This window comes from Clostridium sp. LS3, assembly GCF_055330225.1.
The window spans coordinates 3059710-3086122 of the sequence record NZ_CM143921.1 but is presented as its reverse complement, the minus strand read 5'-3'; the positions used below and the strand labels follow the sequence as shown (position 1 = coordinate 3086122).

Below are 26413 nucleotides of genomic sequence, written 5' to 3'. Positions count from 1 at the left end.
TTTAAATTAAGTTTTAAGGCTCCTAATTTATTTCTTAAATATTCATTAATTATTAATTAAGTTTTTAGATAAATATTTAAGTGATGTAAATTTAAAGTATAATATATATGTTCTAATTAATATTCTACATTATCTATATTTAAATTAAAATAAATAGTTAAAAGTGGAAATGCAAGTTTAATAGCAAATTAGAATCATATATATATACTAAAATACTTCTAAATAAATAAAATAATATTATAAATTAGTTGATTTTGGAGGTGATAAATTGAATTATAGAGGAACTTATAATGGGGTTAATGGATACAGAAAAAAAAAGAGTAAAGGTAAAATAAGAAGATTTTTTTTAAAATCAATATTTTTTATAATATGTATATTTAGCATATTTTTTATAGTATTCACATTTATAAATAAAAACGGCAAAAATATTTCGTTATCTCATGAAGTAGTGTTAAGTTACATAAATGTTGCTGATGAATTAAGCAAAGAAGGATATCAATTAAATTGGCAGGAGATAGCGGCAATAAATGGAGCTGTTAATGAAGGCGAATTTAATATTAATAATAAAGATCAATTAAATAGTATAGGCAAGGCTTTTTTTAAAAAGAACTCTTCTAATGATAGTATTGGGTTAAGAAATTTTGACTCAGCAATTAAGGAGTTAAAATTAGATGAGAAAGAAGAAAAATTAGCAGAAGATTATTTAATAGAATTAAAGAAAAATTATCTTCATAGCGAATTAGATAAAGAAAAAATACAGTTTATAGAAAAAGTATCAGATGGTGCATATAAGAATTATAAAAACTATGGAATATTGCCATCAATAACTATTGGTCAAGCTATATTAGAATCAGGGTGGGGAGAGTCAGAGTTATCTTCGAGACATAATAATATTTTTGGAATAAAAGCTGATGCAAGTTGGAGTGAAGAAAAAGTTAATATGAAAACTAAAGAAAATTATAAGGATGTTATTGTAGGCGATTTTAGAGCTTATAACAACATAAGCTCATCGATAGAGGATCATGGAAAATTCTTATGGGAAAATGAAAGATATGCTAAAAATGGGCTTTTTGAAGCAAAAAATTACAGAGCACAAGCGCAGGTACTAGAAGATGCAGGATATAGTACTGCAAAGGATGAAAATGGAAATTTAATTTATGGAGATAAATTAATTAGAGTAATTCAAGAAAATAACTTAATGATATATGATACAAAGGTACAGAGAGGAGAATAGAGAATCTAGATTAAATGCTCTATTTTATTTTAAATTTATGTTCATTTAAAACTAAATCAATTTCTTTTTTAGAAATTGAATCTACTCTTATAAAAAAGTTTCCTTTACTTATTATACTAATAAATTTATTAACTATGGTTTTATCTCCTTGTACTTCCATTTCAACCATACCATTATCCATATTATGTACCCAACCAGTTAAATTAAGAGAAGTGGCATTCATTTGACAAAAGTATCTAAAGCCGACTCCTTGAACTCTACCTTCAACAATAATATAGTATCTAGTCATATTATCACTCCTTAACAACTAATTATAAAAATTATATCATAAATGTCAGATTATTTTGAATATAATTATGTAAGCTTATTAAAAAAATGGTATAATTTGAATGAGAATTATATATGGGAGGGCATTTATATGGAAAGATCACTAGTATTAATAAAACCAGATGCTATAGAGAAAAATATAATAGGGGAAATAATAAGTAAATATGAGGAAAATGGGCTTAAAGTAGTTGCATTGAAAATGGAAAGAATATCAAAGGATTTTGCCTGCATGCATTATGAAGAGCATATTGGTAAAGAGTTTTTCGAATCTTTAATAAAATTTATAACTAGAGGACCATTATGTGCATTAATTTTAGAAGGAGAGAATGCAATACAGAAGATTAGAGAAATTAATGGAAGTACTAATCCTGAAAAAGCAGCAGAAGGAACTATAAGAAGACTATATGCAGCAAGTAGTATGGAAAACTGTGTTCATGCTTCTGATAGTATTGAAAGTGCTAAGAGAGAAATAAAGTTATGGTTTAGAAATTAAAAAGGGGCTACATAAAGTACCCCTTTTAGTCTATTTTTACTTTTAACCATGCATCATCATAAAGCTTAATTTTATTTCCTAAATCTTTAAATATTTCACACTTATCAAGGACTTCTTCAGGAGGATAAACTGTTTCATCTTCTTGAGTTTCTTCGTCTAATAGTTCATAGGCAGCCTTATTAGGAGTAGCATATCCTATATACTCAACATTTTCCTTTGCATTTTCAGGATCAGATAGAAAGTTTATAAATTCCTCAGCTTCAGATTTATGTGGAGCTCCTTTTGGAATAACCATAACATCAAACCATTTATTGGAACCTTCTTTTGGCACTACATATTGTAAATTTAAGTCTGGAGCTTCTTCTTGAATAAATATAGCATCACCAGAGTAAACTGTAGCAAAAGTAGCTTCGCCATTTATCATTTTATCTTTAACTTCGTCCATAACATAAGATTGAACTAAAGGTTTTTGTTTTATTAATTCTTTTACAGCGTCATCAAGCTCATTTTTATCTACTGAATTTAATGAATAACCAAGTCTAGCTAATGAAATAGCAAGTGTATCTCTTATGGAATCAAACATAAATATTTCACCTGTATATTTAGGATTCCATAAAATATCCCAACTATCTACTGGTTCATCAACCTTATCAGCATCATATATTATTCCTATTGTACCCCACATATAAGGAACTGAATATTCGTTATTAGGATCATAAGGAAGATTTTTAAAGTCTTCACCTATATTTTTAAAGTTTGGAATATTATTAAAATCAATTTTTTCTAACATATCTTCACTTATCATTTTTTCAACTATATAATCAGAAGGAAAAATTAAGTCATAGGTGCCAGGACTATTTTTTATTTTTTGATACATAATTTCATTTGATTCATAGGTATCGTATATTACATCAATTCCAGTTTCTTCTTCAAACTTAGCTATTAAATCTTCATTTATATAGTCACCATAATTAAATACATTAAGAGTTCTTTTGTTCTTTGAACTATTTTCTTCATTACTGCAGCCTACAAAAGAAGTAGAAATTAAAAATAATGAAGATAAAATAGCAATTGACTTCTTAAGCTTTTTCAATTTTATCACCTCTAGATGTAAATTCTTTTCTATTAGCAATTAATAGAAGAGTTAATACAGTTACAAACATTAAAGTCGAAAGGGCATTAATTTCAGGTTTGATACCTCTTCTTGCCATAGAATATATCTCAATTGAAAGATTTGTAACTCCTGGACCAGCTGTGAAGAAACTAATAACAAAATCATCAATAGACATTGTAAAAGCCATTAACATACCAGCGAAAATTCCAGGTTTAATTTGAGGTAATATTATTTTTCTTAATGTATAAGATGGAGTTGCACCTAAATCTAGTGCAGCTTCTTCAATATTTTCAGGTAGCTGTCTAAGCTTAGGTAATACAGCTAATATAACATAGGGAATGTTAAATGTAATATGAGCAAGTAGCATAGTAGTAAATCCAAAATCTAATTTTGTAAGTGGTCTAATAAAAATGAATAAGCTCATTAAAGAAATACCAGTTACTATATCTGGATTTAATACAGGTAAATAATTTATATTTAATAAAAGAGCTTTCTTAGGGCCTCTCATTTTATTTATTCCAATTGCAGCCAGTGTACCAATTATTGTAGCTACTATAGATGAAATAATTGCAATAACAACTGTAAAGAATAAAGCTTGCATGATTCTTTCGTTATTAAAAAGCTCCCCATACCATTTTAATGTAAAGCCAGACCATTTTCCCATAGTCTTAGAATCATTGAAGGAGAATACTATTAAGGCAACTATTGGTGTATATAAAAATATAAATATAAGTAATAAATAAAACTTTTTTATAAAGTTTTCAAATTTTTTTACCATAATTGACCTCCTCCTTCTTTAGCATCTGAATTATCAAACTTGCTCATTATAGCCATAGAAATTAATATTATTATCATCATAAATATAGAGATAGATGAACCAAAGTTCCAATCTCCCATCATAGTAAATTGTTGCTCTATTAAGTTACCTAAAAGCATGTATTGTCCACCACCAAGTAATCTTGAAATTACAAAGGTAGAAACAGCAGGCATAAATACCATTGTTATTCCTGAGACTACTCCTGGCATACTTAGTGGAAGAACTATTTTTCTAAAAACTTCTTTTCGATTAGCACCTAAATCAGCAGCAGCATTTAATAAGTCTTTATCCATTTTTGTTAGTACAGTATATATTGGAAGAACCATAAATGGTAGAAAGTTATATATCATACCAAGAATTACAGCCCCATCATTATATAAGAAGGTAAATGGACCTACGCCCAAATAACCAAGAATATTATTTATAAATCCGTTTTTACCTAAGATAGGTAACCAAGCATAAGTTCTAAGCAAAAAGTTCATCCACATTGGAACTATAAATAGTAGCATTAAAATATTACCTTTAGAAGGTTTCATTTTAGATATAATATACGCTACAGGGTATCCCAAAATTAAGCACCATACCGTAGATAGTAAAGCAAGCCACAAACTTCTTGTAAAAACTTTTATATATTGAGGTTGAAGTAGTCTTGTAAAGTTTTCTAAGGAAAATGCATAATTCCCATCAGGTGTAGTTATAGTAAAGCCGAAGAATAAAACTATTAATAATGGGATTACAATAAATAATGCACTCCAAACTATAAAAGGAGATGCAGCAAAATTTTCATTAGTTTTCTTTGCTTTACTCATTATTTGAAACCTTTCTCATAATATGAATATCTTCTGGGTAGATATCTAATCCTATAACTGAATTTACTTCGGCAAACTTAGTGTTATGAATTATCCATTTATTATTTTCTTCTTCAACTTCTATTTCATAGTGAACACCTTTGAAAATTATAGATTTTACAGTACCCTCTAACATTCCATTATCCGAAGATACAATTTTTATATCCTCTGGTCTTATAACTACATCTATTAATTCATTTTTTTCAAAGCCTTTGTCGACGCATTCGAATGTTTTATCACAGAATTCAACTTTAAAATCCTCTAGCATAGTACCCGTTAATATATTACTTTCACCAATAAAGTCAGCAACAAAGGCATTAGCAGGTTCATTATATATATCTTCAGGAGAACCCATTTGTTGTATTTTGCCCTTATTCATAACTATTATAGTATCTGACATTGTTAATGCTTCTTCTTGGTCATGAGTTACAAATATGAATGTTATACCAAGCCTTTGTTGTATTCTTTTAAGTTCAATTTGCATTTCTTTTCTAAGTTTTAAATCTAAAGCACCAAGAGGTTCATCTAAAAGAAGAACTTTAGGTTCATTAACTAAGGCTCTTGCAATAGCCACTCTTTGTTGTTGACCACCACTTAAAGATTCTACACTTCTTTTTTCAAAGCCGTCTAGAGAAACTAGTTTAAGCATTTCTTTAACTTTTTTATCTATTTCATTTTTAGAAGTTTTTTTAATTTTTAATCCAAATGCAACATTTTCATATACATTCATATGAGGAAATAATGCATACTTTTGGAATACGGTGTTTACTTGCCTTTTATATGGAGGTAAAGTAGAGATATCAGTTCCATTAAATAAAACTTCACCTTTATCAGCATCTTCAAAGCCAGCAATAATTTTTAATGTTGTTGTTTTTCCACATCCACTTGGACCAAGTAATGTTAAAAATTCATTCTTTTTGATGTTTAATGTAAGGTTATCTAAAACGCAGTTATCCTCAAAAGATTTAGAAACACCCTTAATTTCAATTATATTTTGTTCCAAAATAAACACCTCTTTCTATAGATTTAAAATGATGGTGGAGTACTTATCCAAATTACTTTAGCTTGTGTTTTTCCTCCATTTGAAATATAGTGATTAGATCTAGGTTTAAAGTAGAAGCTTTCGCCTTTTTTTACTTTAAATTTCTTTTTACCTAAATGTAATATTATAGTTCCAGATAAAACAAAGCCAAACTCTTCACCTTCATGAGGTTCCTCTTCTACATATTGACCACCAGGTTCTAAAGTTATCATAATTGGCTCCATTTCATTTTTTTGAGCATTAGGTATAAGCCACATAAGCTTGTACTTTAAATCTTCATTTTCAGTTTCAAACATATCTTCATATGTATAAGTAACCTTTTCCTCACTAGCATCACTAAAAAATTCTGTAAGATTAGTTCCAAGAATTTCTAGAATATCTATTAAAGTTGCTATTGATGGAGAGGTTAAGTCGTTCTCAACTTGGGATATAAATCCTTTTGAGAGCTCACATCTATTAGCAAGTTCTTCTTGAGTTAATTGTTTTTCAATACGCAATCTTCGTATCTTTTCACCTATTTCCACAATTACACCTTCTACCTTTTTAAATTTTATAATACTAAACCTTAAGTTTAAAATTACTAAACAAACAATAGATATTATATATATTTATTGTGTATAAATCAATATTTTTTTATAAAAATTATATAGAAAATTTTAAAAATTTTTTTCGCTCAAAGTATTGGTTCTATTTAAGTACAGTAGATTATAATAAATTTGAGTTTAATAAAACAACACTTGAAGTTTACTAATACTAAGTAAAGAATTTGATTGAAAATTAAAAGGTTCTTTATTTTAAATTTTATTTAGTAACATTTGGATATAAATTAATATTATTAATAAAATATTAATTTTAAATTACTTCATTATTGCATTAGGGGTAGATTACTTGATAAAAGAATAAATTTATGAGATAGTAGACTATATATTATCTGGAAGAATAAAGTAAATATCAATGGGTGATAAAATGAGTAAAAACTTTAATTTGTATAGAAGAAATGGTAAAAAGATTTATATAAGACAACCTAAGTTTCATGAGCTATCTTTTGTGGAAAATCTATGGAGTGATAAAGAAAATATGGTTGAGGCTGGAGGAACTTATTCATTTCCAAGAGAAAAGTGGGAGATGTTTTATAATAAAATGGTGCAGCCTTCGGATGGGAAAAATTTTTATTGTCTTATTTATACTTCAGATGATAAGACTATAGGAGAAGTTAGTTTTCATGGATATAATTCCGCAACTAAGGTGGCTAGGGTTAATGTAAAAATCCATCATAGCTATAGAAAGAATGGTTATGGTGAAGAGGCATTAAGGTTAATCTTAGAATATTATTTTTTAGATTTTGGTGGAGAAGCTATAATAGATACAGTAATAACAAATGAATCTAAGAAATTATTAAAGAAAATAGGATTCGAGGAAATAAGTAGCTTTAAAAATAAATCAACATATAAGTTAACTAAAAAGAATTTTTTAAGCTTTAAGATAAGTAATAAGAAATCAGTAGCTGTTTTAGCATATGATAACATTGATATGTTAGAATACTCAATACCCTTTAATATTTTTAGTAAGGTAAATGAAATATTAAAGGAAGATTACTTTCAAATATACTCTATATCAGATAAGAAAAATATAAATATAAATAATATGTCTATAATTATTGATAAAAATTTTAATGAAGATATAGACAAGCCTAATATACTAGTAATACCAGGAGGAAATGAATTAGATAATTATATAAATGCTAACAATCTGAGTAGATATGTAGTATCAGCATATAATAATTGTGACTATATAACGACATTTTCTAATGGATTATATTTTTTAAGAGACTTTCAAGGGATGGATGGAGTGCTAATACCAGAATCTAATTTGGAAATAAAGGGGACAGTCCAAGTAAATAGATCTTTTGTTGATAATGGAAAGCTAATGTTTGCTTCTAATATTATGGGAAGTATAGAATTATGTGTAGATATTGTTAAAAAGCTTGCAGGAGAAGAAGTAAGTAAAGAATTGTGCAAAAAGATAGGAATCTTTTAATAATAGACAATTTATTATATACAAATTATAATGAATAAGACAAAATAAGTTTTATTGGCAATTGTCCAAAATAGAGGAGAAGATAAATATGCTAAAAGGTAGGATTCATTCAGTTGAAAGTATGGGACTTGTTGACGGACCAGGGATAAGAGTAGTCGTGTTTTTTCAAGGGTGTGCATTAAGATGTCTTTATTGTCATAATCCAGATACATGGAATGAAAAGGGTGGAATAGAGTATACTGCTGAAGAATTGGTAAAAAAAATAAAAAGATTTAAAAGCTATTTTACAACTTCTGGTGGTGGGGTCACATTTTCAGGTGGAGATCCACTTAGACAACCAGAATTTTTATTAGAAGTACTTAAGTTATGTAAAGCAGAAGGAATACATACATGTTTAGACACTTCAGGTGTTGGTTTTGGAAGTTATGAAGAAATATTAAAATATACGGATCTAGTATTATATGATGTTAAGTATTTATCTGAAGAAGGTTACAAAGATATGACTGGTTACAAAATAGATGAAACAAATAAATTTTTAGATGATTGCAAAAAAGCTAAAACTAAGCTTTGGATAAGACAGGTTGTTGTACCAGGAAAAACAGATAGTGATGAATATATGTTAGAACTTAAGGAATTTGTTAATTCACTAGAAAATGTTGAAAAAGTAGAATTGTTACCTTATCACTTATTAGGTGTAAATAAATATGAATCATTAGGAATAAAATATAGATTAGAAGAAACTCCAGCAATGGATAAAGAAAAGTGTAAAATCTTAAAAGAAAAGTTTTTTAAGGAATTCTAATATTAATTTATTTAGTTTAGCTTAGTGAAAAGCCCTCTATTTTAAATAGAGGGCTTTTCACTATATTTATATATAAATATTATTTTTTTATCAAGTTAGAAAAATATCCAGCTGGAATTAGCCCTTTCCTCATTCCTTGTATAACAGTTAAATAAGTTGCAGCTGTATCAAATCGTGCATCATGATAATTTCCACTACCTTCAAAAAGTTCATTTGATTTATTACTTATTTGTTCTTCATTGATTTGAAGAAAATCTATAACTTCTGAAAGTTTAGGATTTTTTATATTACCAGATGGACTAGGTAGATTACATAATGATTTGTAGTATGCCATAGTGCAAAATGTATTTTTAGGCTCCCATGTAGCATCTATAAGTCCAGCTTCCCAAAGTTGTTGTAATTCATGCTTTAGAAATTTTATATCAAATTGAACATTATGTCCAATTATAAAATCTGCATCAAAAAAATCAGGCATAAATTCATGAACACAATCTAAGAATTCTTTACCTTCTGAAAGATCATATAATTTTTCAAGTGAAAATCCATGAATTGCTTCAGCACCTTCGTCCATACTATCAACAGTAAAGAAAAAATTCTTTCCAGTAGTTTTTTGTGGTTTTGTTGAAGCATCTATAACTATATAACTTAGTTGGCAAATATTACCTGGCTTTATACTTGTTGTTTCAGTATCAAAAAATAATAGTTTCATTTTATCCTCCAAAGATTAGTTTTACTTATTATATAATAACACAAAATAAAAAAAAAGTCGTAAGTTATAAAGTGTATAACCTCAGTTAATTAAGAAATTGAAATAATAAAAAATAGCCAATAGAGAACTATTAGCTATTTTAAAATTTATTTACCTTCAAAAGCGTTAGATATAACTTTCAATAATTCAAGACATGTTTCTAATGTTCTTTTATTATCATCTAAGTCTGGATTAAATTCTACAAAATCCATTGCTCTTACTAATGAAGTATTAATAATAGTTTCGATTACTTGCTTTCCTTCAGAGAAGGATAATCCATCATCAACAGGAGTTCCAGTTCCAGGAACACATGAAGGATCTAAACTATCAATATCGAAGCTAAAATGAATATTTTTTATATTTTTCTTGTTTATAGTTTGTAAAAGTTCCTTTAAGACCAATTCTATGCCCTTGATTTTAATATCTTCCATGGTCCATACATTAAGATTATATTCCTTGATTAATTCAAGTTCACCTAAATCTAAGTCTCTGCAACCTAATAAAAATACATTTTCAGGTTTAACCTTTCCACTAGTAAAATAAAGGTTAGTCAAAATTTCATGACCGAATCCCATGGAACTAGCTAAAGGCATTCCGTGAATGTTTCCAGATGGGGAAGTCTCGTGTGTATTTATATCACCATGAGCATCCACCCAAATTACTGCAAGATCTTCAGCAAAAAATTTACTTGAGCCAGCAATACTTCCAAGAGCTAATGAGTGATCTCCTCCAATAACTAAAGGAAGGTACGAATTTGTTAAAGACTCATAAACTTTATCAGCTAGTCCAACATTTGATCTCACAACTTCATCTAAATACTTCATTTTGTCATTAGCTGCGTATTTATCATTTGAAGAAACATTTTTTACATGAACTTCGCCCATATCACAGACTTGGTGGCTTTTATTAAAGATATCTAGAAGGTTGTTCTCTCTTAAAACTTTTGGCCCATTTTCAACTCCAGGATTATCACATCCATAGAATATAGGCATATCAATAATACTAATATTCATAAAACAAACCTCCGATTTGGAATAAATTTTTTAGGGCAATAAATATATATTAATAGCTTAAAACCAATATGTAAATAAAAAAATATAAAAAAATTATTACAATTATATAATTTTTAAGTATATGAAGAAAATATTAAATAAATATATATTATATTTATACTTTTTTGTCTTAAAATGTGAAAAAAAATCAAAATAGAAAGAAAAAATTATAATTTCTATCTTAATTTTAAATTATTTATAACCTCTTAAATAAATCTAATATATAGTTTATTTATTCCCTTAATAAATTTTGTTATTCTTTATTAAAGATAGTAAAAAGGAGCTAATGCTCCTTTTTATTTATTGAGTATTTATTTATGATATCATTTCACTTAATTTTTGAAGTGCTTCTTCTCTTTTATCAAAAGAAAATTTATTTTCTTTTATATAGTTTTGATCTATTTCAGGTAAATTTGATATAGGTTTAGAATCTGAATAAACTTTCTTTTGAGATTCAATTATGTTACCAGTTTCATCTGTTTTAAATAAACTAATATACCCATTTTCTTCGCCTAAATAATATTTATTTGGTTCTAGAGTAACATTAGCAACGCTATCACGTTTGTAAATTAATTTATTACTATCCCATTCGGATAGTATATATCCTTGTTTTGAGAGTTCTTGTGACAAGTCATCTTTAGTAAGATTTTCATTTAAAGTTAACGTATCTTTTAAGTTAAGTAAGGTTTCTGAAATATCTATATTATCACCGGTTTTAAGGGTAATGTAGATATTATCACTTAAATATTTAGCATTTTCACTATATACATTTTCATTTAAAAAACTATTGTTTGATCCTTTATTAGGATTAGTAAAATAATCAGTAATAAAATAACTTATGCAAAAGCAGATTGCTAATAGGGAAACAACCGAAACTAATATAGCAGCTTTTTGTTTTTTATTATAATTTCTTTTTTGTTTTTGAGATTTTGATGTTGAGTTTTCTTTATTTAAATTATCCATATTTATCACCTCTTATTCCTATTATTAACAAATAAATGTTAAATTAAACCATAGAGTTTAAAAAATTATATATATTATGTAAGAAGTATATAATATGAGTTTATTTTATGTTTATAAAGCAAATAATTTATAATATATTAGGAAGATTATTGGTTGTTATTAATTTGTAACAAATATTACAAATTAATTTGGTATAATAGAATGAATATTGTTGTAAGAATATAAGCCTTGGTTATATAATAGTAAGGTAAAGGGAGGAATTAAGATGAGCGAAAATGATTCATTAGAGAAAAAAAGCCAGAATAAAAAGAAAAAGAATAAAAAAAAGAATAAAAAGAAAATTATATTAGTATCTATATTGAGTGTACTGGCAATAATTATAGCAGTAGTATGGGGGTATTATAATCATATTAGAAATAAAATTTATGTTGAATATAAACCCGAAAGTAAAAATGAAGCTAGTTATAAAGAAGTAGATGGAATTACAAATGTATTATTAATAGGAACTGATGGAAGAACATTAGATGAACCAGCTAGATCAGATTCTATTATTATAGCAACTTTGGATAATAATAATAAAAAAGTTAAGTTAACTACAATAATGAGGGATACGTTAGTTAACATACCAGAGTATGGAGAAAATAAGATAAATGCAGCCTTTGCTTTTGGTAGTTCTGAGCAAGATGAAAAGGGAAATCTTCGTGGAGCAGAAGGTGGAGCAGCTTTATTAATGGAAACTATACAAGAAAATTTTAACTTAAAGTTAGATAAATATATTATAGTAAATTTTTGGGGATTTGAATCTATAATAGATCAAATCGGTGGAATAGAAGTAGATATAAAAGATTATGAAATAGAAGAAGTAAATAAATATATAGGAGAATCCACAGGAGTACATTCACCACCAATAACAGAAACTGGGCTTCAAAAAGTAAATGGACAGCAAGCTTTATCATATGCAAGAATAAGATATGTTGGAAATGGAAACTTTGAAAGAGGAGAAAGACAAACTAAAGTCTTATATCAAGTTGCTTCTAAGTTAAAAGAGGTTAATCCATTAAAATATGTAGGTGTAGCAAATGCTTTAGCTAATGAAGTTAAAACTAATATAGATATTCCAGAAGCATTAAACTTAGCATATACAATTTATAAGTTACCAGATTTAAACTTTGAACAATTACAAATACCACAAGCTGATCTTATTGCAAGAGATAACTTGTATAAAGATAAGGGATGGTGCTTATTAATAGACTTTGAACAAAACATAAAGGTTTTACATGATTTTATATTTAATAATAAGCTACCAAATCCAGATGAATTTGACTTATTAGCAGTTCAAAATGTAGCAGCAAGATATAATGCGGAAGAGGCTAGATATAATTCTATATATAACATAAAACCAGAAGATTTTAATGATAAAAATACTGATAAAACGCCATCAGTAACAGAGCCAAATAAACCAGTAGAGCCAAATAAACCAGTAGAGCCAAATAAACCAGTAGAGCCGAATAATCCGGTAGACCAAAATAAGCCAGTAGATCCAAATAAACCAGTAGATCCAAATAAGCCGGTAGATCCGGGTCAACCTGTAGACCCGAATAAACCAGTAGATCCAAATAAGCCAGTAGATCCAAATAAACCACAATAATATTAGGTAGAAATTTATATAATATTTAGTAAAATGATTTGAAAAGAGCTTTACACTCAGTAAAGCTCTTTTTATTAAAAAAATCTAAACAACAAGTATTTAATTTAATAAATATGATATAATCATAAGATAAATAATAGGGAGGTGAAATATGTCAAATTATTTATTAACTAAAATATTAAGTATTCCTGCAATATTAATAGCTTTTACTGCACAAGGTTATGCAAAGGCAAAAATGGCGGATAAATTAGGAGATAAAACACCTAGGTTTCAAGGGAGACTAACTTTAAATCCAGCAGCTCACGTAGATTTAATGGGGTTTGTTATGATAATATTAGTTGGATTTGGTTGGACTAAGCCTGTTGATACTAATCCAAGTGCATATAAAAGAGGTCATAAGGATGCAATAAAGGTAACTTTAGCAGCACCACTCGCAAATTTATTAGTAGGATTTTTAGGGGTATTTATATTTGCTATATGGATTAATATAGGTTATAAATTTACGTCTTCATCAACATTTAATATTGTTGCTATAGCATTACAATATATATCATTAATAAATATAAATTTATTTGTATTTAATTTAATTCCAATACCTGGACTTGCAGGCTTTGAATTATTTAGAGAGATAAGTCCTAAAAATTTCTATAAAGTTGCAGATAAGCTTTATCAATATCAAATGTTTATACTTTTAGGAATAGTTCTAGCAGGACAATATATATTAAGAATACCATCGGGTTTAATATATAAATTGTTTAGTAATATAGCATATTTAATTATAGGAATAATATTTTAATATAAAAAGTGGATTCATATGAATCCACTTTTTATATTAATAAGGATATTTTGAAAGTTTAAATTGCCTCTATTATAAGTTCTTTACCATAGATTTCTTTAAATTTCTCACTAGCTCTTAAAGCTTGACGAATTTCAAAATCTACATCTATATCTGAAGAAACCTTAAGTGTTACAGTTTCTTGGTCAAAATTAATATTAAGATTTTTAACTGCACCGACAAGGCTTCTATCTAAACCTTCTGCTATTTTAATAAGAACTCCGATTAGTTTAACAGACCTTAAATCTAATTGATTCATTACTGAAGAAAATGGAGCTAAAGGAGTTTGATAACTATTAAATCTGTGAGATGCAGCAATAGCAGCACTCATAAGTACTTCTTTTTGTGTTAGTCCATTTATATAAGAATTTAATATTATATAAAATGAATGTTTATGATGACCATAATAATTTATACTTATTCCACAATCATGAAGCATAGAAGATGTCTTTATTATATGTAAAAATTCATCTCCTAGATGATGCAAAGGCTTTAATGCATTAAATAAGTTGAAAGTCAGATTAAATACATTAGAAGCATGATTTTTATCACTGTTTAGAGTGTCTAATATACCATTAATACTGTAATCTAAGATATCATTTGGTATAGAGTATTTACTATGTAGATATTCATACATCAAACCTTCTCTAAGTCCACGACCAGATATTATTATTTTACTACATTGAACTAGGTTTGCAATTTTCTTAAAAATTGCTGTACCACCAACTATAATATCAGCAAGCTCAGGTTCAATTCCTTCTAATTTTTGTCTTTGTTTAAAATCCTTACATTTTAATAAGTTGAATATTTCTTGAACATCTAAGTCAGAAAGTTCATAGTTATGAGGTATATCAAAAGGATATCTTTTTCTTACTCTGTCTATTTTACCTATATTTCGAACTGTTGATGCAATTCCAATTATAGAATCAAACTTAGTTTCTGTAAGCCAACTTATATCATTTAGTTGAGATGATATAAAGCTAAATGCATCATTTAAATCTTGTGTAGATATTCTATCTTTTAAATTAAATTTATAAGTTAAATTAACACTTCCTAAAGGTAAAGTAATTTTTTTTATTACTTTATCACCTTGAACCCATGCTAAGTGGGTATCTGTCCCTGCAACTTCGACCATTAAAGAATTTTCAATATAAATACTTCTTTTTATACCAAGGAAATTATAAGAAATTTCTTCATCACAACTTAAAACCCTTATATCTATATCTAACTCTTTTTTTATAAGAGGAAGAAGTACATCTTTATTTTTAGCTTCTCTTAGAGATTCTGTAGCTACAGCAAATATTTTATTTGCTCCAGAAACAGTACAAAGAGATTTGTATGCACGCAATGTAGAAAGTATAGTTTTAAAATTTTCATTACAAATGCCATAATCAGTAACTAAATCGTGACATAATCTAATAGAAGTTTTTAACTCGTCTATTATTTTAAAATATCCATTTTCATTAACTTCAGTTAACATAAGTCTAAGAGAACTCGGACCTATATCAATAATACCAACCCTATCCATATAAACTCCTTTAATAAATACTATGAAAATTATTTTATTTATAGATATTATATCACTTTAATTAATAAAGTATATAAGTTGCAATAAATATTTTACATTTAACTAAATTATCTTTGAAATTGATAGTATTTAAGCAAAGTCAGTATTTCAGCAACTTATATAAAAAAATTTAAAAATATATATGCTTTCAATTTTGCCATTTTACTTAAATAAGACTATTAACTTTTAATCTTATAACACCATAATGATGTAGATCATTAAGTGAAACATATATATGTTAACTAAATATATTTATATATAAACCTCTTTTAGGTTGACAATAAAAGTTTCATTTATGTATAATGTTTATATTAAATTGTAATAAGTTTATTATCTATGAAGAGAAGAGTACTATATTTGATTCTTTAAGCGAGTAAGGAATTGGTGTAAGCCTTATAAGATAAAATATTAGGAAGAGAGCCTTGGAGATAGCTACTGAAAATTATAAGTAGGATAGTTCGTATAGCTGCGTTAAAGCATTGAGTGGCATTTTATGCAATCAGAGTGGTACCGCGGAATTTAATCCGTCTCTTAATTATTAAGAGACGGTTTTTTATTTTATAAATTAGCATAAATTAAGGAGGATAAAAATGGATTATAAAAAGAAAGTTGCAGAAGCGATAAGTAAACATATTGATATGGATATTGAGAGTATAGAAAAACTTATAGAAATTCCACCTAAAAGTGAAATGGGAGATTATGCATTTCCATGTTTCCAATTAGCTAAAGCTTTTAGAAAAGCACCTAATATGATATCAGAAGAATTAGCAGAAAAAATAAATAAAAATGGGTTTGAAAAAATAATAAATGTAGGACCTTATGTTAACTTTTTCGCAGATAAAAGTGTCTTTACAAAGAACACAATTGAAAAAGTTTTAACTGAAGGTGAAAATTATGGTTCTTCTAATGTAGGAGATGGAAAAACTGTTTGCGTGGAATACTCATCACCTAACATAGCAAAGCCATTCCACGTTGGACATTTATTTACAACTGCAATAGGTAATTCTTTATATAAATTATTTAAAAAAGAAGGATATAATGTTGAAGGAATAAACCATTTAGGCGATTGGGGAACACAATTTGGAAAGCTTATATCTGCTTATAAAAGATGGGGAAATGAAGAAGCATTAGAGAAAAATGCAATAGATGAGCTTTTAAGAATATATGTTAAATTCCATGATGAAGCTGAGAAAGAACCTTCCCTTGAAGATGAAGGAAGAGCTTATTTTAAAGCATTAGAGGATGGAGATAAAGAAGTAGAGGAATTATGGAAAAGATTCAGAGATTTAAGCTTAAAAGAATTTGAAAGAATTTATGAGATATTTAACGTCAAGTTTGATTCATATGCTGGAGAAGCCTTTTACAACGATAAAATGGATGTAGTAGTTAATGAATTAAGAGAAAAGGGATTACTAGTAGAAAGTAATGGAGCTCAAGTTGTAATGCTAGATGAGTACAACATGCCCCCTTGTATAGTTCTTAAAGGTGATGGGGCGTCAATATATGCAACTAGAGATTTAGCAGCAGCAATGTATAGAAAGAAAAACTATGATTTCCATAAGTGTATATACGTTGTAGGAACTCCTCAAGCTCTACATTTTAAGCAAGTGTTTAAGGTTTTAGAGCTTGCAGGACATGAATGGGCAAAGGATTGTATTCATGTTGGCTTTGGTCTTGTAAAATTCGCAGATAGAAAGCTTTCAACTAGAAAGGGAGAAGTAATTTTATTAGACGATTTAATAAAAGAATCTATAGATAAAACTATAGAAACTATAAATGAAAAAAATCCGAATTTAGAAAATAAAGAGGAAGTTGCTAAAAAGATTGGTGTTGGAGCAGTAGTATTTACTTACTTAAAAAATTCAAGAGAAAAAGATATAGTATTTGACTGGAAGGAAATGCTTTCTTTTGAAGGAGAAACAGGTCCTTATGTACAATATTCATATGCAAGAGCAAATAGTATTTTAACAAGAGCAGGAGAATTAAAAGGAAGTCCTGATTATTCTAAACTTATATCTAAGGAAGAATTTGAGTTAGTAAAAGTAATGGAAGGATTTTCAAAGCAAATACATTTAGCTATAGAAAAATTAGAACCTTCAATCGTTACAAGATATGCAATTGAAGTAGCTAAATCCTTTAATAAATTCTATAATGCTCATTCAGTATTAAATTTAGAGGATGAAGAATTAAAAGAAGCTAGACTAAATTTAGTTAAAGCTACATGTCAAGTTATAAAAAATTCTTTAGAATTATTAGGAATAGAAGTAGTAGATAAAATGTAGATAATTTCAAGGGGATACGTAAAGTCGTATCCCTTAATGTATTTTCGATGAAAGTATAAAAGAGAATAATATTGTTGAAGACTTTAAAGTACTATTATGATATAATCAATGAAAATTGAAGAGAGGAGTAGATACTATTTTTAAAAATATAAAAAATAAAGATTTATTAATAACTATTGTCTTAGCATTACTGATAGGTTTAGTAGGATTTAAGATAATAGAAAATTATTCGTATTTCTTCAATATATTAAATAAATTATGGTCATTGCTTTTACCAGTCATATACGGATTAATATTTGCATATGTCTTAAATCCTTTAGTAAAGTTAATAAAAAGAAAGTTTAATTTAACAGAAGGATTAGCAATACTTAGTGCATATTTATTACTATTAGCTTTAGTAGCATTAACTTCTATATACTTTATTCCTAATATAGTAAATAGTGCAATAGATATAACTAAGAATATGCCAAGTTACATCCAAGAAGCTCAAGGATGGCTAAATAAAATTTTAAATAATGAATCAATAAAAGAAATTATATCTGCTACAGGAACTATGGATAATATTAATCAAATTATAACTCAAGTTGGAGCAATGGCAGTAGCTTTATTAGAAGGCTCATTAAATTATATAGTTACAATTTCGAGTCAATTAGTAAAAATATTTTTAGGGTTATTAATTTCAATTTATGTTTTAGTTGATAAAGACAGACTAATAAGAGAAACTAAAAAAGTATTGTTTTTAATATTAAAAGAGAAAAAAGCTATAAAATTAATTGAGGCTACTAGAATATATCATAATATGGTAGGTACTTATATAGGTATTAAAGCTATAGATTCATCAATTATTGCGGCTATGGCATTGGTTTTGTTAACTATAGTGAAATCAGAGTATGCATTTCTATTAGCTGTTATCGTCGGAGTAACTAATATGATTCCATATTTTGGACCTTTTATTGGGGAAATAGTAGGATTTTTATTTAATGTATTTGTATCACCAACAAAAGGATTAATTGTATTTTTAGTTTTACTAGTATTACAATTATTTGATGGATGGTATCTAGATCCTAAATTAATTGGTGATAAAGTAGGTGTTAGACCATTTTTCATAATTTTAGCTGTATTAGTAGGTGGGGGATTCTATGGAGCTTTAGGAATGCTTCTTGCATCACCAACAATTGCAACTATAAAAATATATTATGAAAGATTAATGAAGAAAAATGAAGAATTAGTAAAGCTTGCAGATAAAATTTAGTTTAATGTTAAAAAGGCTTAAGGGAACAAAAAATAAATTCCCTTAAGCCTTTTACTATTTTTTCTTTTCAAGTTTAATTCCATTTTCCTTATCTTCATACATTGGGCAATGATTAGAGCAACTACCACAATTACAGCCACCCTTAGAAGATTTCCTTACAGTTTTATATATTGTAAAACCAGCGAAAGCTACAATAATTAAAGTAATTAATATTTCCACAGAAACACCTTCTTTTATATAAATAATTTAGCTATGTTAAATGCTATAAATGAAACTACCCAAGCTAGAACTAGTTGATAAGAACTTGCAAATAAAGTGAATTTTGCTCCATATTCTTTCTTCATCGCACCTATAACTGATATACAAGGAGTATATAGTAAAACAAATACTAAGAAAGATATTGCAGATGCAGCTGTAAAATATGCTGGAAGCATTAAGGTTAAATCACCAGCAAATATAATTCCCATAGATGCAACAACAGTTTCCTTAGCTAATAATCCTGTTAGTAGTGATACTGAACTTTGCCAGTTACCGAAACCTAAAGGTTTAAATACTGGAGCTATTATGTTTCCAATTGAAGCTAAAATACTATCATTAACATCAACCATGCCAGAAAAATTAAAGTTTGATAAGAACCAAATGATTACACTCATTGCAAAGATTATAGTTCCCGCTTTAATTAAAAAGCTTTTAGCCTTTTCATAAACTTGCTTACCTACACTTTTTAATGAAGGAGCTTTATATTCAGGTAGCTCAATTATAAATGGTTCTTCATCCTTTTTAAATAAAGTATTTTTAAATAGTATTCCTAAAATAAATGCTAATATAACACCTAGTAAATATAAAAGAGCAACTACTAATCCCACATAATTAGGGAAAAACACTGATGCAAATATAGCATAAACTGGTAACCTAGCATTACAACTCATTAACGGAACTAATAATGCGGTAAGCTTTCTATCCTTTTCACTTTCTAAAGTTCTAGCAGACATTATCGCAGGAACTGTGCAACCAAAACCAACAATCATAGGTATAAAAGCTTTACCTGAAAGGCCCATTTTTCTCATTAGCTTATCCATTATAAATGCAACTCTAGCCATATAACCACTGTCTTCAAGTACAGAAATACAAGCAAATAGTGCAAGAATTATAGGAAGTAATACAACTATTCCTCCAACACCAGCCACGATACCATCAACAATAAGTGATTGGAACCATGGAGACGTATTAGATAATAAATCTGATAGATAAGGTAAAAGTGAATCATTTAATAATCCATCTAGCAGATCAGATAAAGGTTGTCCTATCCATGCAAATGTAATTTGAAACATTAATGCCATTATTATTATAAATATTGGATATGCAAGGAAGGGATTTAGTAAGAAATTATCTAACTTGTCTTTAAAAGTAGTTTTAGATTTATCTACAGTTTTGTTACATTTACTAAGTATATCTTCAATAAATGCATAAGTTTCTTTTTCATTTTTGAATTGATAATCATTATCATCTATATTTCTTAAAAAATTACCAGATTCTAATGCATTTTTTATAGCATCAATTCCTTGAGCTTTAGAAGCTACTATTGGAATTACTGTTACTTGCATAAGTTCTGATAGTTTATTGTAATCTAAATTAATACCTTTTTTTTCTGCTACGTCTATCATATTTATAGCTAATATGATAGGTTTTTTAAACTGCTTTAATTGTGTTGTTAAATAAAGATTTCTATCTATATTAGAAGCATCAATTATATTTAAAATAACATCGACTTCATCAGTTTCTAAAAATGCTTTAGAAATCTTCTCTTCATTAGAATAGGTATCCATGGCATATATACCAGGTAAATCTACCATTTTAATATTACTAAAAAAACCTTCTTTTTTATCAACTGTAACTCCAGCCCAGTTCCCAATTCTTTGGTTAGAACCAGTTAAATAATTAAAAAGTGTAGTTTTCCCTACATTTGGATTTCCAAGTAGTGCTACTGTTGTCATTCGTATTCCCCCTATACAGCTAAAAATATATTTTTAGCATCACTTTTTCTAATTGCTAAATCAAATCCTCTAAGGTTAACTATTATTGGGTCACCTAAAGGAGCAACTCTTTTAAGTTCAATTTCAGTTCCTTCGATGCAACCTAGTGCTAATAATCTTTTAGCAAGTTTATCATCACCACTTATAGATTTTATTATAGCTTTTTCTCCTAAATTTAAATCACATAGACTCATACCATCCACCTCGTATTGAAAATCATTATCATGATATTATAATATCAAAGTGTGAAAAGATAGTCAATACTTTTTGTTATTAATTGAAAAAAGTTATCAATAGAAAATTGTAAATTACTTAAATATAATTATCTTAAAAAGAACATATAATAACTTACATAATATTATATAAGTAGAAAGATTTTAAATTTTATTTGTTTTTACATTGTTATAAAAGGTGATATAATATTATAAGATAAACTAAGGAACTTAAAGGTGATAATGATAAGGAAGAAAGAGTGGTAACGTGATTATTAGAGAAAATATAATAGAGGTAGATTCTTTAGCAAGAGATTTCATGCTAAAAACTAATACAATTAACAGGCCTCCTGAAGAACTAATATTTTTTGATTTAGAACACTATGTTTATAAAAAACCAAAATGTATAGGTGTTTTTGGAGCTTGTATTTATGAAAAAAATAAATTATATGTTACTCAGTATATGATAGAAAATAAAGGGGAAGTAATACAAATATTAGATTTGGCTAAAAGATATTTTTTGAAAATGAAAAGAAAAGGAAAAAAAGCAATTGTTACTTTCTCAGGAAACAACGATTATACAGTAATAAATTATTTGTTTAAAAAATATAGAATAGAATTTAATTTTTCTAAGGAATTTGAAGATATAGATATTCAAAGAGAGTATGAAAAGGAAAAGGGACACTCTATAGGATTGAAAAATTTGGAAAAAGAATTTGGGATTCATAGAGAAGGAGATCTTATTAGTGGCTCTAATCTAGCAAAAACTTTCAATAAGGTGTTAAAAGATAGAGAATATATTTTAAGAATGCCTAAAGAAAAGATAGAAACAATCCTTTTATACAATGAGCAAGATGTTACGAATTTATATAGCATATATATGAAATGGAAAGAGTATGTAAATTCAGAAGAAGAACAAAGTGAAAAGCAGGAAGTTGAAAAAGTAGTTGATGTTAATAATACAGAGGATAATGTAAATAAACAAGAAGACTTAAATAAAGAAGAAGAAGAGAATATATTATTAAGTGAACAAAAGGATGCATTAGAAGAGTTAAAATAGATTTAAATATTAATTTAAGAATAAATTCTTAAATGATAGATGCTCCTAAAATTTTAGGAGCATCTATCATTTTATAGAGTTTCCATCAGAGGTAATTACTATAGTACCATCTTTATCAGTTCTATAAATAAAAGTTTCTTCAATAATAGATAATACTTTATTAGTAGGATGTCCGTAGCTGTTATCATTTCCAACAGAGATTACTGTAATAGAAGGATTTACTGCAGTAAAGAAATTTTTTGATGTGGAGCTAGAAGAACCATGATGCCCTATTTTTAACACATCAGATTTTAAATTAAAGCTAGCATTTAGAACCTCCTTTTCAGAAAACTCCTCTGCATCACCAGTGAATAAAAATGAAGTGCTACCATAAGATATTTTTATTATAGGAGAGTAGTTATTTAAGTCATCATAATTCTCTGAAAGTGGAGAAAAAACTTCTACTTTAGTATTTTCACCAAGGTCTATTGATTTTACATTAGCTTTTAAAACCTTAATTTTCAAATCTTTTCTAATTAGTGATTCGACCATGGTTTCAAAGGCTTTTGTTGAACTTTCTACTTTGGGAGCATAAAAGTTTAAAACCTTAAATTTATCAATTATATAGCTCATATTTCCTATATGGTCTTCATGTGGATGAGTTGCTACTATATAATCAAATTTATCTATATTCAAAGATTTTAAGTATTTTAATAACTTACCTTTTGAAGTGCTAGAACCGGAATCTATAAGCAGATTTTTAGAGTTTACTTGAACTAATATGGAATCACCTTGGCCAACATCTATATAATGAACTTTCATGTTTTTATTATCATTTATTGATACAGGTTTACTATTTTTAAAGCTGCATTGAAATAGGAATATTACTAGAAAAAGGTTAAAAATAAGATAAATTAATTTTTTCTTCAATTCTAATCTCCTTAAATTGAATTTAGTACAACTCTTATTTAAATAACTAAATTAAATGCATAATTTAGTTTGTAATTTATAACATATCTATATTATAAACATAATAAAATAAAAATATAATTGAAGAAAAAAATATATACATTTATAATAATATAAGAATTAAATTATGGTGGTGAATAAATAATGAGTTTTTTTAAAGTGTTTAATTATGGCTTATATATGATATATATGCAATTAAAAGGTATAAAGCTTTGGTATATAAAAAAAACTAAAGGGAAAAAAGCTGGAGTTGAGTACAGTGGACAAGTTGGTGAAAAGTGGGCAAAATATACAATACACAAGACACTAGGAATGAATGTGACAATAAAGGGAAAAGAGAATATTCCAAATGTTCCATGTTGCTATATAGGCAATCATACTAGTATTTTAGATATACCTCTTCTTATAGATTCAGTAGGCAAATGTATGGGATTTGTTGCAAAACAAGAAATGGCTAAAGCACCTATTTTAGGATATTGGATGAAGCAATATAATTGTGTTCCATTAGATAGAGAAAATGCAAGAGAAGCTATTAAAGTAATAAGAAAAGGAGCAGAGAATATAAAAAATGGTTATAGCATGGCTATATTTCCAGAAGGAACGAGAAGTAAGGATGGAAAACTAAGAGAATTTAAAAAGGGTAGTTTGAAATTAGCTACTATGGCTAAAGCGCCAATAGTACCAGTTTCTATAGATGGAGCTTATAGAGCATTTGAGATAGATAGAAAATTTAAACCTATAGATATAACTATTACATTTGGAGAGCCTATTTATACAGAAAATTTAACTAGAGAAGAAGAAAAAGGTCTTATGGATAAAGTTAGAGAAGTAATAGCAAAAAACTTAGGACAAGAATAATAAATAAACCATAGTATTGATTTAAAACAATACTATGGTTTATTTTTATAAAAATTAACAGGATTTACATATTATTATTATATTATAGAGAATAAAATTCGTTTATATTGTAAATGTTAATGCTTGTATACATAAAATAATTCGAGAATTTAATAAATTTTTAAAAATATACTTAATAAAGAGGAGTGATTACGTTTTCCTTAATTAAATTTATTGAAAAGTCATAATAATTTTGGAGAATGAAAAAAGATTATTACTAAACTTGCATAATTTATGTTATAATATAAAAAATTAATGGAAAAATGAAGTTTTTAACCTATGTATATTTCAAAAAAGGGGGGCTATTTATGCGTAAAGAGTTTTCAATAAGTAATGATAAAGTATTAATTAATTTTACAGCTAAATATTGTAGCACTTTCGAAGAATTAGTTGAAAGTGAAGGATTCAGAAGGGTTATAGAGAACTATTTAAAGAAGTCAAAGAAAAAAGTAACATTAAGCTGGAGATATTTAAAAGAAGGGTTAAAAACGGAAGATATATCAGAAATTTCTAAGCATTTATCAAAGATATTTAAATATTGTACTGTCATGAATGTAGAAGAAATAGTAGAAGCCAATTCTTATTATAAGGATTTATTTGAAGATAAAGATAGATTTATAGCTTTTATAGAAGACTTATATTTATTCTGGAGAAGACTAGAAAGATATACAATAATTCATAGCAACAAACTTCAAGATGGTTTATCAGCAGTTAGCTTTACTCAAGCGAACACGGCATTATCGAATTTAATATTAAAATTATATAGAAAAATAGAAAAGAATGTATTAGGATACAAACCCAATGTATTCAGACAAATTCCGGTTGGTGGAAATGCTTCTATAATAATTAATAAAATTTTATGGCCATTACCAAAGGGCTATGAAGCTTTAGAAGATATAGAATTTATTGATAGTATTTTATTAGAAACACCATTTATAACATATCCTAAAAAGAATACAAGAAGTGGTATGTTTACAGAAATAAAGACTAATCCTTTATCATATGCAACTTTAAATAAAGATCATTGGTTTTGTTATCCAGCTAAAGTAGGAGAACTTATAGCATTTATATATTTCCATAGGGACTTTATGCAACATGGAATAACTTTATGCAACTTGTTTGAAATGGCTAGATGTGAAGAATATAGAGGTAAAAAGCCAGATTTAGTTTATGTATTTGGAGCAACAGATAATAAAAATGAAGATAAAACTGTGTTCTATGATGATAAAGAAAATAATATTATGATAGGTTATGTAAACCATTCTGTTAACATTGATTACTTTGGATATATGAAGAAAATGACTCTTACATTACACAATTTAGTAATGATTAAGAGAGGATACTTACCTATACATGGTGCTATGGTTAATATTGAACTTAAAGATGGAAACACAGCTAATGTTGTAATTATGGGGGATAGCGGTGCAGGAAAGTCAGAGAGTTTAGAAGCATTTAGAACTCTAAGTGAAGATTATATAAGTAATATGACTATAATATTTGATGATATGGGTACCTTTAAAGATTTTGATGGTAAAATTATTGGATATGGTACAGAAATTGGAGCATTTGTTAGATTAGATGACTTAGATCAAGGATATGCCTTTAAGGAAATTGATAGAAGTATATTTATGAATCCAGATAAAATAAATGCAAGACTAGTTATGCCAGTAGCTCCATATAAAGAGATAGTAAAAGGATATGAAGTAGATTTATTCTTATATGCTAATAACTATACAGAAGTTAAAGCAGGAGAAAATTCAATTGAGTACTTTAAAAGTCCTGAAGAAGCAATAAAGATATTTAAATCAGGAGCTAGAATGGCTAAAGGAACAACTTCTGAAAAGGGATTAGTTGAAAGTTATTTTGCAAATCCATTTGGACCAGCACAAAAACAAGAGGAGATGGATATTCTAATAGCTAAGTACTTTGATGATATGTTTAAAGGAAATATTAAAGTTGGCCAAATAAAAACTTGTTTAGCATTAGAAGGTCAAGAAAAAGAAGGACCGAAGAAAGCTGCAATAGAATTATTTGATATTATAAAAAATTTAGGATAAATTAAGATTAATAATTAGAAAGTCTACTTTCAAAGTAGGCTTTTTAGTTGTACAATATAAGTTGATGTATTAAGGCCTAATTAGAAATATTTAATAAATTATTAATTGTTAGTAATTGATTTGTAAAATTGTTTTTATGAGGAAA

25 protein-coding genes and 1 other annotated feature are annotated in these 26413 nt (G+C 27.3%); of the genes, 11 read left to right on the top strand and 14 right to left on the bottom strand.

The annotated features are described in order from the left end of the window. Nucleotides 1-268 precede the first annotated feature (268 nt). The gene (locus ACZJV1_RS14475; RefSeq protein ID WP_460286877.1) at nucleotides 269-1234 is read left to right on the top strand and encodes a glycoside hydrolase family 73 protein; all 966 of its coding nucleotides are present in this window, start codon (nucleotides 269-271) and stop codon (nucleotides 1232-1234) included. Nucleotides 1235-1253: 19 nt separating this feature from the next. On the opposite strand, the gene ACZJV1_RS14470 is transcribed toward ACZJV1_RS14475, so the two are convergent. Next, nucleotides 1254-1523, bottom strand: coding sequence for an acylphosphatase (locus ACZJV1_RS14470; protein WP_463650585.1), 270 nt, complete (start codon nucleotides 1521-1523; stop codon nucleotides 1254-1256). Nucleotides 1524-1652: 129 nt separating this feature from the next. On the opposite strand from ACZJV1_RS14470, the gene ndk reads away from it, so the two are divergent. Continuing rightward, entirely contained in the window at nucleotides 1653-2054 is a 402-nt protein-coding gene (ndk, locus tag ACZJV1_RS14465; RefSeq protein WP_463650584.1) for a nucleoside-diphosphate kinase, read from the top strand. 25 nt (nucleotides 2055-2079) lie between these two features. Here the strand turns inward: ndk and ACZJV1_RS14460 are convergent, their stop codons facing one another. Genes ACZJV1_RS14460 through ACZJV1_RS14440 form a run of 5 tightly spaced genes read right to left on the bottom strand, consistent with a single transcriptional unit; the run spans nucleotide 2080 to nucleotide 6399 of the window. Then, nucleotides 2080-3147 carry an ABC transporter substrate-binding protein gene (locus ACZJV1_RS14460; protein ID WP_463650583.1) on the bottom strand — a complete coding sequence of 356 codons (1068 nt, stop codon included), beginning with the start codon at nucleotides 3145-3147 and terminating at the stop codon, nucleotides 2080-2082. Beyond that, nucleotides 3134-3946, bottom strand: a complete 813-nt coding sequence (locus ACZJV1_RS14455) for an ABC transporter permease (RefSeq protein WP_411168588.1) — start codon at nucleotides 3944-3946, stop codon at nucleotides 3134-3136. The genes ACZJV1_RS14460 and ACZJV1_RS14455 overlap by 14 nt, the downstream gene beginning before the upstream one ends. Then, nucleotides 3940-4794: an ABC transporter permease gene (locus ACZJV1_RS14450; RefSeq protein ID WP_463650582.1), complete on the bottom strand. Its 855-nt coding sequence runs from the start codon at nucleotides 4792-4794 to the stop codon at nucleotides 3940-3942. Before ACZJV1_RS14450 ends, ACZJV1_RS14455 begins: the two co-directional genes overlap by 7 nt. Next, the gene (gene potA, locus ACZJV1_RS14445) at nucleotides 4787-5836 is read right to left on the bottom strand and encodes a spermidine/putrescine ABC transporter ATP-binding protein (protein ID WP_460286882.1); all 1050 of its coding nucleotides are present in this window, start codon (nucleotides 5834-5836) and stop codon (nucleotides 4787-4789) included. Before potA ends, ACZJV1_RS14450 begins: the two co-directional genes overlap by 8 nt. A gap of 23 nt (nucleotides 5837-5859) precedes the next feature. Further along, entirely contained in the window at nucleotides 5860-6399 is a 540-nt protein-coding gene (locus ACZJV1_RS14440) for a helix-turn-helix domain-containing protein (RefSeq protein ID WP_411168585.1), read from the bottom strand. Between the two features lie 442 nt (nucleotides 6400-6841). Here ACZJV1_RS14440 and ACZJV1_RS14435 point away from each other — a divergent pair, with 442 nt between their 5' ends. Both ACZJV1_RS14435 and pflA read left to right on the top strand, forming a co-directional pair. After that, nucleotides 6842-7912, top strand: coding sequence for a GNAT family N-acetyltransferase (locus ACZJV1_RS14435; protein ID WP_463650581.1), 1071 nt, complete (start codon nucleotides 6842-6844; stop codon nucleotides 7910-7912). 88 nt (nucleotides 7913-8000) lie between these two features. Then, nucleotides 8001-8714, top strand: coding sequence for a pyruvate formate-lyase-activating protein (gene pflA / locus ACZJV1_RS14430; protein WP_460286885.1), 714 nt, complete (start codon nucleotides 8001-8003; stop codon nucleotides 8712-8714). A gap of 79 nt (nucleotides 8715-8793) precedes the next feature. Here the strand turns inward: pflA and ACZJV1_RS14425 are convergent, their stop codons facing one another. From ACZJV1_RS14425 to ACZJV1_RS14415, 3 genes are all read right to left on the bottom strand, one after another. Then, nucleotides 8794-9423, bottom strand: a complete 630-nt coding sequence (locus ACZJV1_RS14425; RefSeq protein ID WP_460286886.1) for a 3'-5' exonuclease — start codon at nucleotides 9421-9423, stop codon at nucleotides 8794-8796. Between the two features lie 146 nt (nucleotides 9424-9569). Then, on the bottom strand, nucleotides 9570-10475 hold the full coding sequence (gene rocF / locus ACZJV1_RS14420) for an arginase (RefSeq protein WP_460286887.1): 906 nt from the start codon (nucleotides 10473-10475) through the stop codon (nucleotides 9570-9572). 354 nt (nucleotides 10476-10829) lie between these two features. Further along, the gene (locus tag ACZJV1_RS14415; protein ID WP_460286888.1) at nucleotides 10830-11477 is read right to left on the bottom strand and encodes a hypothetical protein; all 648 of its coding nucleotides are present in this window, start codon (nucleotides 11475-11477) and stop codon (nucleotides 10830-10832) included. Between the two features lie 265 nt (nucleotides 11478-11742). Here ACZJV1_RS14415 and ACZJV1_RS14410 point away from each other — a divergent pair, with 265 nt between their 5' ends. Both ACZJV1_RS14410 and ACZJV1_RS14405 read left to right on the top strand, forming a co-directional pair. Next, the gene (locus tag ACZJV1_RS14410) at nucleotides 11743-13125 is read left to right on the top strand and encodes an LCP family protein (RefSeq protein WP_463650580.1); all 1383 of its coding nucleotides are present in this window, start codon (nucleotides 11743-11745) and stop codon (nucleotides 13123-13125) included. Between the two features lie 151 nt (nucleotides 13126-13276). Next, on the top strand, nucleotides 13277-13921 hold the full coding sequence (locus tag ACZJV1_RS14405; RefSeq protein ID WP_460286890.1) for a site-2 protease family protein: 645 nt from the start codon (nucleotides 13277-13279) through the stop codon (nucleotides 13919-13921). 58 nt (nucleotides 13922-13979) lie between these two features. Here ACZJV1_RS14405 and ACZJV1_RS14400 read toward each other — a convergent pair whose 3' ends face one another. Continuing rightward, nucleotides 13980-15488, bottom strand: a complete 1509-nt coding sequence (locus tag ACZJV1_RS14400; protein ID WP_460286891.1) for a Ppx/GppA phosphatase family protein — start codon at nucleotides 15486-15488, stop codon at nucleotides 13980-13982. Between the two features lie 366 nt (nucleotides 15489-15854). After that, nucleotides 15855-16062, top strand: a binding site (T-box leader). Nucleotides 16063-16117: 55 nt separating this feature from the next. Here ACZJV1_RS14400 and argS point away from each other — a divergent pair. Both argS and ACZJV1_RS14390 read left to right on the top strand, forming a co-directional pair. After that, nucleotides 16118-17809 (top strand): arginine--tRNA ligase, encoded by a 1692-nt coding sequence (argS, locus tag ACZJV1_RS14395; RefSeq protein ID WP_460286892.1) that lies wholly within the window; start codon nucleotides 16118-16120, stop codon nucleotides 17807-17809. A 115-nt stretch (nucleotides 17810-17924) separates the two neighbouring features. After that, the gene (locus ACZJV1_RS14390; RefSeq protein ID WP_460286894.1) at nucleotides 17925-19061 is read left to right on the top strand and encodes an AI-2E family transporter; all 1137 of its coding nucleotides are present in this window, start codon (nucleotides 17925-17927) and stop codon (nucleotides 19059-19061) included. A gap of 54 nt (nucleotides 19062-19115) precedes the next feature. On the opposite strand, the gene ACZJV1_RS14385 is transcribed toward ACZJV1_RS14390, so the two are convergent. From ACZJV1_RS14385 to ACZJV1_RS14375, 3 genes are read right to left on the bottom strand one after another with little or no spacing between them, the layout of a single operon-like run. Then, nucleotides 19116-19280: a FeoB-associated Cys-rich membrane protein gene (locus ACZJV1_RS14385; RefSeq protein WP_322388401.1), complete on the bottom strand. Its 165-nt coding sequence runs from the start codon at nucleotides 19278-19280 to the stop codon at nucleotides 19116-19118. Nucleotides 19281-19294: 14 nt separating this feature from the next. After that, nucleotides 19295-21055, bottom strand: a complete 1761-nt coding sequence (gene feoB, locus ACZJV1_RS14380; RefSeq protein WP_460286895.1) for a ferrous iron transport protein B — start codon at nucleotides 21053-21055, stop codon at nucleotides 19295-19297. An 11-nt stretch (nucleotides 21056-21066) separates the two neighbouring features. Then, the gene (locus tag ACZJV1_RS14375; protein ID WP_411168573.1) at nucleotides 21067-21288 is read right to left on the bottom strand and encodes a FeoA family protein; all 222 of its coding nucleotides are present in this window, start codon (nucleotides 21286-21288) and stop codon (nucleotides 21067-21069) included. 286 nt (nucleotides 21289-21574) lie between these two features. On the opposite strand from ACZJV1_RS14375, the gene ACZJV1_RS14370 reads away from it, so the two are divergent. After that, nucleotides 21575-22366 carry a ribonuclease H-like domain-containing protein gene (locus ACZJV1_RS14370; protein WP_460286897.1) on the top strand — a complete coding sequence of 264 codons (792 nt, stop codon included), beginning with the start codon at nucleotides 21575-21577 and terminating at the stop codon, nucleotides 22364-22366. A 66-nt stretch (nucleotides 22367-22432) separates the two neighbouring features. Here ACZJV1_RS14370 and ACZJV1_RS14365 read toward each other — a convergent pair whose 3' ends face one another. Next, nucleotides 22433-23275, bottom strand: coding sequence for a ComEC/Rec2 family competence protein (locus ACZJV1_RS14365; protein ID WP_463650579.1), 843 nt, complete (start codon nucleotides 23273-23275; stop codon nucleotides 22433-22435). A gap of 183 nt (nucleotides 23276-23458) precedes the next feature. On the opposite strand from ACZJV1_RS14365, the gene ACZJV1_RS14360 reads away from it, so the two are divergent. Further along, nucleotides 23459-24172, top strand: coding sequence for a lysophospholipid acyltransferase family protein (locus tag ACZJV1_RS14360; RefSeq protein ID WP_463650578.1), 714 nt, complete (start codon nucleotides 23459-23461; stop codon nucleotides 24170-24172). Nucleotides 24173-24519: 347 nt separating this feature from the next. Then, a complete protein-coding gene (locus ACZJV1_RS14355; protein ID WP_460286900.1) occupies nucleotides 24520-26268 on the top strand; it encodes a phosphoenolpyruvate carboxykinase (ATP) in 1749 nt (582 codons plus the stop codon). Nucleotides 26269-26413: the final 145 nt, after the last annotated feature.